Origin of the sequence: Mesorhizobium sp. M7A.F.Ca.CA.004.12.1.1 (genome assembly GCF_003997835.1) — a bacterium.
GTDB lineage: Bacteria > Pseudomonadota > Alphaproteobacteria > Rhizobiales > Rhizobiaceae > Mesorhizobium.
In genome coordinates, this window is record NZ_RZRK01000221.1 from 1 (window position 1) to 8,327 (window position 8,327).

At 62.6% G+C, this 8,327-nt stretch carries 8 protein-coding genes; 7 read left to right on the forward strand and 1 reads right to left on the reverse strand.

All coding sequences use genetic code 11. The features are described 5' to 3' along the window. From minC to EN984_RS14005, 7 genes are all read left to right on the forward strand, one after another. Positions 1-391, forward strand: a 391-nt coding sequence (gene minC / locus EN984_RS13975; RefSeq protein ID WP_127383792.1) for a septum site-determining protein MinC, incomplete at its 5' end; no start/stop codon positions are given. Positions 392-457: 66 nt separating this feature from the next. Next, the gene (minD, locus tag EN984_RS13980) at positions 458-1,273 is read left to right on the forward strand and encodes a septum site-determining protein MinD (protein ID WP_013530671.1); all 816 of its coding nucleotides are present in this window, start codon (positions 458-460) and stop codon (positions 1,271-1,273) included. Beyond that, entirely contained in the window at positions 1,270-1,542 is a 273-nt protein-coding gene (gene minE / locus EN984_RS13985; RefSeq protein ID WP_024501686.1) for a cell division topological specificity factor MinE, read from the forward strand. Before minD ends, minE begins: the two co-directional genes overlap by 4 nt. A gap of 241 nt (positions 1,543-1,783) precedes the next feature. Next, complete coding sequence (locus EN984_RS13990; RefSeq protein WP_127268760.1) at positions 1,784-2,908, forward strand: hypothetical protein; 1,125 nt, start codon at positions 1,784-1,786, stop codon at positions 2,906-2,908. 48 nt (positions 2,909-2,956) lie between these two features. After that, positions 2,957-3,301, forward strand: coding sequence for a hypothetical protein (locus EN984_RS13995; protein ID WP_127268761.1), 345 nt, complete (start codon positions 2,957-2,959; stop codon positions 3,299-3,301). A 269-nt stretch (positions 3,302-3,570) separates the two neighbouring features. Continuing rightward, on the forward strand, positions 3,571-5,775 hold the full coding sequence (locus EN984_RS14000) for a diguanylate cyclase (RefSeq protein WP_127268762.1): 2,205 nt from the start codon (positions 3,571-3,573) through the stop codon (positions 5,773-5,775). 325 nt (positions 5,776-6,100) lie between these two features. Beyond that, positions 6,101-7,558 (forward strand): hypothetical protein, encoded by a 1,458-nt coding sequence (locus EN984_RS14005; protein ID WP_127271100.1) that lies wholly within the window; start codon positions 6,101-6,103, stop codon positions 7,556-7,558. A gap of 283 nt (positions 7,559-7,841) precedes the next feature. Here the strand turns inward: EN984_RS14005 and EN984_RS14010 are convergent. Beyond that, on the reverse strand, positions 7,842-8,327 hold a 486-nt coding region (locus tag EN984_RS14010), incomplete at its 5' end, for an ATP-binding cassette domain-containing protein (protein ID WP_127383793.1).

Genomic DNA, 8,327 nt, shown 5'->3' on the forward strand with positions numbered 1-8,327 from the left:
GGCCGGCGACGGCAAGGTTGACGCAAGCAAGGCGGGCGATAGCGAGCCGCAGGTTGAAGCTTCGGGCACGCTGATGATCAAGGCGCCGATCCGCTCGGGCCAGGCGATCGTGCATCCGCATGGCGATGTCATCGTGCTCGGTTCGGTCGCGTCCGGTTCGGAGATCATCGCGGCGGGCTCGATCCATGTCTACGGCACGCTGCGCGGGCGCGCTTCGGCGGGTGCGCTGGGCAACAGAGGCGCGCGCATCTTCTGCCGCAAGAACGAGGCGGAGCTTCTGGCGGTCGACGGCTGGTACGTCACCGCCGAGGAAATGGAAGGTGTTTCGCGCGGCAAGCCGGTGCAGGCGTTTCTCGATGGGGACGCCTTGCGGGTTTCGACGCTGAGCTGACATTCGTTTCGATATTGGGGCGGCCGATGGTCGCCCGACCAAGAAAACAACAACGGAGGCTTTTCAATGGGCAAGGTAGTGGTGGTCACCTCGGGCAAGGGGGGCGTCGGCAAGACGACCTCGACGGCGGCCCTCGGGGCGGCCGTGGCCAAGACCGGCAAGAAGGTGGCCTTGGTCGACTTTGACGTCGGCCTGCGCAACCTCGACCTGATCATGGGCGCCGAGCGGCGCGTGGTGTTCGACCTCGTCAACGTCATCCAGGGCCAGGCCAAACTCTCGCAGGCGCTGATCCGCGACAAGCGGGTCGAGACGCTGTTCCTGCTGCCGGCCTCGCAGACGCGCGACAAGGATGCGCTGACCGAGGAAGGCGTCGGCGAAGTCATCGACAAGCTGCGCTCGGTGTTCGACTACGTGTTCTGCGACAGCCCGGCCGGCATCGAGCGCGGCGCGCAGCTCGCCATGCGCTTTGCCGACGAGGCGGTCATCGTCACCAATCCGGAAGTCAGTTCCGTGCGCGATTCCGACCGCATCATCGGCCTGCTCGACGCGCGCACCTTGCGGGCGGAGCAGGGCGAGCAGATCGCCAAGCATGTGCTGGTGACGCGCTACGATGCGGCGCGTGCGTCGCGCGGCGAAATGCTGTCCATCGACGACGTGCTGGAAATCCTGTCGGTGCCGCTGCTTGGCATCATTCCGGAAAGCCAGGACGTGTTGCGCGCCTCCAACCTCGGTTCGCCGGTGACGCTGTCGGAGCCGCTCAATTCCGCTGCCAAGGCCTATATCGACGCCGCCAGGCGGCTGGAGGGCGAGGAATTGCCCGTCATCGTGCCCTTCGAGCGCAAGGGCTTCCTCGATCGTCTTTTGGGAAGGAGGGCGGCATGAACCTGCTCGACATCTTCAAGCGGCGCTCCAGCGCGCCGGTGGCGCGCGAGCGGCTGCAAGTGCTGCTCGCCTATGAGCGCCGCAACCGCAGCCAGCCAGACCTCGTCTCCATCCTGCGCGAGGAGATCATGGCCGTCATCGCCAAGCATGTGCAGATCGACCAGGATTATCTGCAGGTCTCGATGGACCGCGGCGAGACCATGTCGACGCTGGAAATCGACATCCAGATCCCCAACAAGAGCGCCGTGCCGCTGGCCATGGCGGGGTGACTTAGCAAGACTTGGGTTCCTCGCCCTCATTTCATGGGGGGGGGTGAGGAACCGTGCGTCGTGCAGGCTAGCGCCGGCAGCCCATCCCGACCGGCATTCACCCGCGTCCATGCCGCCTTCAAAGACCGCAGGTAATACGCTCTAAATTAACAATTTCTAAAACTCCCAATTGACACAAGTTGGCAATTGTTGATTTACTGCGCCTTTCCAGTATAAATCTGGATTGGCTCAGGGGGGAAACTTGCGCCTGTATAGAACGATTTGCCGCGCGGCCGCATTGTTGGCCGCCGCTCAGGTTTTATTTGCCTGCGCCGTACGGCCGACGACCCAGCAGGTCACGGGGGGCCTGGATACTGCCCGCATCGCCCAGGCGATCCGTTGCGAAATGCGCGATGCCTATATCACGCTGTTGATCGGCGCGCTCTCCCTGGACAGGGACAAATACAATATGGCGGTTGCGGCCAGCCTCAGTCGCGACCATCTGGCGCGGTTCATGCCGCCCGACAGCGCCACGCTCAGCAAGGATGACATCGCAAAAGCGAAGGCCAAAAATGAGTCTAAAGTATTTCGGGATTTTTTCACGTCAGGCTACAAAAATCTTCATGATAAAGAAAAGCAGCTCAAGCAAGTTGTTGAGACTTACTCCAAGGTTTTTATCTTCTACAAATATGTGTTCGACATGACCCAGACCGACAATCTGGGCGGTAGTGTCGATCTTTTGAGTGTATTTACCCGAGGAACGCTGACCAGCCCCATCGACGCATCGTTCGAAGGCAAGCGGCGGGCTAAGCGGGAGTTTGTCCAGAAGGACCGGGTCGACGAATTGCTGACCAATCTTCCGACGATCCGCCAGTGCAACAAATTCCGGGCCGAGCTTGCGGGCGGCGAGCCTCTTCCGAACGGCGCTTATCCGATTGCCGGGAAGCTCAATCTGATTGAAATCGTCAGGAGTTTCATAACGTCCAACCAGTCGGGAAACCTGATCGGCCAGATATCGGAAGCCGACCTGTTCACGCAGCGGGACAAGGTGCCAGTGCCCTCCATGAATGAAACGCTTGTTTTCACCACGACTCTGCATGCCGGTATCAGCCCGAAACTCGAATTGGGCAAACGGCTAAGCGGCACCGACGTCAAGGGCAGCACGCTGACAGCCACCACGGAAAGGGTGGACATCCATACACTGACGCTGGTCATGCAACTGCCTCCTACGGAGGGGGGACTGACCGTAGCCGAGGCACGGAGCAAGGCGGAGCAGCAAGAGTATGAGCGCCAGGTAGAGGCCGGGGTGCGCGAGCTTCAGCGCGTGGACGACAGCAACTATCGCGACAGGAAATCCAAGGTACTCGAGCTGATCACCGGAGAGTAGTTTCACGGCGCGACAGCATCGACAGGCGGATCAACCTAGGAGGAACCCATGGCAAAGGCGACCAGAACGGCGGCGGGCGCGAGTTCGTTCAGGACCAAGGACGGCACGACAAGGCGGCATACCAAAAAACTCTCTGTCGAAGGCGTGGTGCTTCACATACGCGCGATCATCGAACAGGGTCGCGCGCAGGAGTTTCTCGACGCCTGCAAGGAGCGCGGCTTTACCACGATGAAAGGACCACCCGGGCTCGTGGCATTTACGAGAAACTTCATCGCCGCTGCGCCGGGCGGAGCGGAGGCGACAGCCAAGGGAGCCGGTGACAAAAAGTTCTCCACCGCGGTCCGGGAAATGGTTGCAACGAACGCGAAGATGATCGACGACTGTTACTGCTGAACTGGCGTGACGATGCCGGGGCCGGTTGGTAGCGTACCCCACCCACCAAACCTCTGACACATGCCTTGAACACCAGCGTCTGTAAAAGTCCGCCGACCTTGCGGTTTTCCAGGTCATGGTGCCCCGTTAGCGCAGCGCCAGCCGCGCCTGCGAGGAGAAGGGGGCTGGCATCGTTAGGACGTTGATAAGCATTTGGTAATAAAAGCCGGGAATGAGATGCTGGCTCGATTGGACATGCGAGATGCCGTCGTTCTCGGCGGGGCCATGACATGCGCATCAAGAGTCAGATCATTCTCTCCATGGTGGCCGCCGCGGCTCTGATCGGGCTGGTCGGTGGCGTCGCGATCTTTACGCAGAAAGTGGCGACCAAATCGTTGGGGTTGACCGAAGCGACCAACGTCGCGCGGGAATTGGCCGACACCATCGTCTTCAAATCATCCGACGGGACGCCTTCGCTGCTCGAGCGGCCCGAGGCGCTCAAGCAATTCATGTTGCACCAGCACCGCCGCCTGCACCGGGATTTCCTGGTCCTCGACAACAACAAGACCATCCTCGCCCATGCCGCAGACGAAGAGCACCAGGTCGGCGACAAATTCGGTCACGACCCCGGCAACGAAATCGGCCAGACCCTGGCGGACGGCATTCCGCGCAGATTTGTCGATCCGGAGGAAGTGAACGCCATACTGGCTGTTCCGATCGAAAATCCCGAGGGTACGATCATCGGCGCCGTGCTGCTGGAATATGACCCTGTTCTGCAGGCCGCCGAACAAAGCACCGACAGCCTGCTCTGGCTGGTTGGCCTCAGCGCGGCGGCCGCCGTGCTGGTCGCGGTCGGCTTTGCATGGCAGCTGCTCCGCCGTTTCAGCTCTGGCCTCGGGGACATGATGCGCGGCATGGAAGCGCTGGCGAAAGGCAATGCCATGACGCGCATCAGCCACGCCCGCAACGATGAATTCGGGCAGCTGGCCGATGGCTTCAACACGATGGCGGACCAGCTTGCGTCGGCGCGTGCGCATGTCGAGGACATCGTCGAGACGGCTGCCGAAGGCATCGCGGTTCTAGACGGGGACGGCCGCATCGCCAGCGCCAATCCGGCGGCGGCAATGATGATCGGGCGGCGTGCCGACAAGATCGTCGGGCAGCAATGGGATTCGGTGCTGACCATTCGCGATCCCAGAGGCGGCGCGTTCGCCGCCGGCGCTTCTCCCATCGAAATGGCGCTAGCCACGGGCCGCCAGCAGCAGGGCGAAGTGCGCCTGGCCAGATCCGACGGCTCGCACCTGCCGGTCATCGCCAGTTGCGGTCCGCTCAGCCGATCCGAAGGCGGCCTCGTCCTTACGCTCAACGACATCAGCGAGCTGCGCCGTGCGGAGGGAGTGGTCAACGAGCGTGCCGATCAGCTGGCACTCCTCAACCGTGAACTGCACGAAAAGTCCGAAACCACGACCCGTCTGGTGAAGCTTGGCGAACTGCTGCAGGCCTGCGTCACCTTCCCGGAAGCGTTCTCGGTGGTCGGCACCGCCATGGCCGAGTTCCTCGGTGGTTTGAGCGGAACCGTCCACTTGACCAGCGCGTCGCGCAATCTGGTGGAAGAGATGGCGCATTGGGGCGACGTCCGCTCGAGCGCCACGCAATTCGCGCCGGAAGACTGCTGGGCGCTCAGACGCGGCCAGGAACATGTCGCCGGCCCCGGCATGCTCACGCCGCGCTGCGCGCATATCACCGAGAACGGCAAGAAGGGCTATGTCTGCATGCCTCTGGCCGCGCAAGGCGAAACGCTGGGCATCCTTCATCTGTGCGAACCGAATGCGGCCGAGAAGCCGCAATGGCTGGCTGAAAGACAGCAGATCCTGCGCGGCGTCGTCGACACGCTGGCGCTGGCGCTGGCCAATCTGCGCCTGCGCGAAACGCTGCGGCAGCAGTCGATCCGCGATCCGAACACCAGTCTGTTCAACCGGCGATATCTCGAGGAGACGAGCAGCCGCGAACTGCGCCGGATGGAACGCTCGGGCCAGCCGCTGGTGGTCATCATGCTCGATGTCGACCATTTCAAGCAGTTCAACGATACGTTCGGCCACGAAGCCGGCGATCTCGTCCTGAAGCAGGTCGCCGCCACCTTGATCGAGCACGCCAGGGATAGCGATGTCGTGTCGCGCTACGGCGGCGAGGAGTTTGCCCTGGTCATGCCGGGAAGCTCGGTCCAGGAAGGTGCCGAGCGGGCGGAAGCGCTGCGCCAGGCAATCAGGAAGCTTCATTTGACGCATCGCGGCCGAACGCTGGGCACCGTTACAGCCTCGTTCGGGGTCGCCGCCTACCCCGAGCATGGCGTGGGCTGGGCCGAATTGACCAATGCCGCGGATCACGCGCTCTACGAAGCCAAGGGTAATGGGCGCGACCGGGTCGCCATCGCGCTGGGCAACGCGTCCGGCGAGCGACCTCCGATCCAGTTGGTACCAGTCCCGAAAAGCAGCTGAGACCGTTTGGGTTAGAGCACTCGGCCCGGCCCTGCGATAGTGATCTTGCGCCTGCCAAGAGATCAGGCGAGCTTCTCCGCTGCCCTTGAGGTCTCGCGCGGGCTCTTCTGAGCGGCCACGGTCTTGCCGTCCTTCAGACCTCCACACCGTCAGAGGAATCCGGCTCTTCCCGGCTGCGGCATTGGTTGTTCGGGCTATTCCAGCCCCCAAATGTCCCAAATTTACCTTTGTGCCGACGGGGCTTCCCCTGCGCAAGCCGCGGATGTAAAGCTATATTAGCAATTCGTTAAGTGCGAAGAGAGGTATGCGTAAGGGGAGTTTGGTGATGAACTTCAGAGGCCTGATCAAGCGTGCTGAAGACGTGGATAAAGCGATCCAGGACCTGCAGATCGATTTGGCGGACGCGCTGGATGCAAGTCTCGACGCCGACGACCTGGCGCCGCCGGAGGGCGACGATGTGCCGGATGCCCAGGCGGCAGCCGATGGCGGGCCACCCCAGGCCGACGCGGCAAATGACGACAATGCAGGGAATGCCGAGGGTGCGGACAGTTCCGAAACCGCGCCACGGCTGACTGCCCATACACAGACCCGGCTGGCCGCATTGAGCGCCTTCGAGGGTCTCTTCCATGATGCCAGGGACTATCTGGAGGAGATCAACGACAAGCTGTCGGAGATCGGCACCTCACACCATCTGACGCGCGAATTCCTCAACATCCTGCACAGCGACATCCTGCGCGCCAACGAGCTGGAGGTTGCCAATGCCGCCCTGGCCGCCGAACAGAGGGCGCTGTCGGAAAAGCTGCACGATGCGGTGAAAAAACTGCGCGAGCGCGACGGCGCTTTCGAAGCGCTGCAGCAGCGCGAGACAAGCCTGGTCCAGGACCGGGAGACGCTGCGTGCGGCACTGGCCGCGGTCAGGCTGGAACTGGTGGAGACAGCCAATTCGAGCGCCAAACGCGAAGCGGAGTTCGGCGACATCGCCAAGCGGCTGACCGCCAGGACGGTGGAGGCCAACAGGCGCTTGCGCGAAAGCAAGATGCTGCGCGAAAAGCACGTCAACCTGTCGATCGAACTCGACAAGGCGCTGAAGCGGGAATCGCAGGCGCGCCACAGGCTCGACGAGCTGTCGACGATCCATGCCAGCGAAGCAGCGCGACTGGCGGAGCTGCTGGCGGCGCTCGGCAAGAGTGAGAAAGAGGAGATGCGGCTGCAGAAGTCGCTCGAGGCCGCACAGGCGAAACTGTCGGAAACGACCGAAGCGGCCCGCATGATGGAAGGCGACAAGGAAGCCGAACTGGCTCGCCGCCAGGCGGAAATGCGCGGGCTGAGCTCGGAGATACAGAACCTGCAATCGCGGCTGGAGCAAACCTCGTCCGAAAACAGCGAAGCCGCAGGCGAGGTCGCCAGGCTCAAGAGCGAGCTCAACGATGCCCTGGCCGAAAAGAAGATCGCAGATGAAAGATTGTCCGCGCTGAGCCAGGAGAGCGAAAGCGACAAGATGAGTCTTTCCAAGGTGAACGCCAACCTTTCTCAACTGACGCTGCAACAGGCATCCGAGCAGATACAGTTCGACGTGCAGAGGCAGGAATGCGAGGACCTCAAAGCCGAGATCGCCTCGCTCAATGCCCGGATCAAGGAATTGCTGCCCTACGAGCGGCTCCACAAGGCCACCAATGGCAGGCCGCCCGAGAACGGCGTGGTCGAGATAGCCGGGGCGATGGCGAAGAAAGCACGGACGACGGGCAGGCGGCGCATGCGCAGGAATGTCGGCGCCGCTTCGTAAAGCGTGTCGCGCCTGAAGCGCTTCAGGCGCTCAGGTCTTTGTTTTTGTGCTTGGGAGGCCGGCACCTCACCCGGAGAGTAAGCCCAATGGGGCACCGGCCAGGCGGATCGACAGGTCCGCCGCACAGACAAGGTAGCGCGCCTCGGCTCCGCACGGCATTGGTGCGATCACGGAAGGTGCCAGCGGCACTTCCCCGGGCTTCTGATTCGAACGCTTGCGACGACCCGCCAGCCGGAGGCTGCAGACACGCCCGGGAAGCGGTCGCGGGCCGGCCCGGTGCCTTTCAGTCGAGCGGTTCGTGCTGGTAGAGTTCGTCCATGCTGAGCGAGGCCAGGGCGCCGAAAGGGGCCTGCTTTTTCACGCGGCCGCCGCTCAGGATGACCACGTCGTCGCAGAACGAGATGGTGCTGTGGTGATGGCTGATGACGATGGTCGTGCGGCGGCCGGCTCTCGACTTCAGGGTCTCGACGATGGCCGCTTCCGACAGCCCGTCCACCGCATTGGTGGCTTCGTCCAGGATGAGGAGGTCGGGATCGCGGACAAGAGCTCTGGCCAAGGCGATCCGCTGCCTCTGTCCCGCCGACAGGTTGATGCCCCTGTAGCCAACCAGGGTCTCGTAGCCCTGAGGCAGCCTTTCGATGAATTCATGCGCTTCGGCCAGTCTTGCGGCGGCCTCGGCGTCGCCGGCAGTCGCGGCATCCTGGCCGTAGGTTATGTTTTCAAAAATGCTGCCGTCGACCAGTTCCAGCTCCTCGCTGGCCAGGGCGAT

Bases quoted from the DNA above. Each gene is read 5' to 3' on its own strand.
- EN984_RS13995 (WP_127268761.1), top strand. From the start codon at position 2,957: ATGGCAAAGGCGACCAGAACGGCGGCGGGCGCGAGTTCGTTCAGGACC.
- minD (WP_013530671.1), top strand. From the start codon at position 458: ATGGGCAAGGTAGTGGTGGTCACCTCGGGCAAGGGGGGCGTCGGCAAG.
- EN984_RS14005 (WP_127271100.1), top strand. From the start codon at position 6,101: ATGAACTTCAGAGGCCTGATCAAGCGTGCTGAAGACGTGGATAAAGCG.
- minE (WP_024501686.1), top strand. From the start codon at position 1,270: ATGAACCTGCTCGACATCTTCAAGCGGCGCTCCAGCGCGCCGGTGGCG.
- EN984_RS14000 (WP_127268762.1), top strand. From the start codon at position 3,571: ATGCGCATCAAGAGTCAGATCATTCTCTCCATGGTGGCCGCCGCGGCT.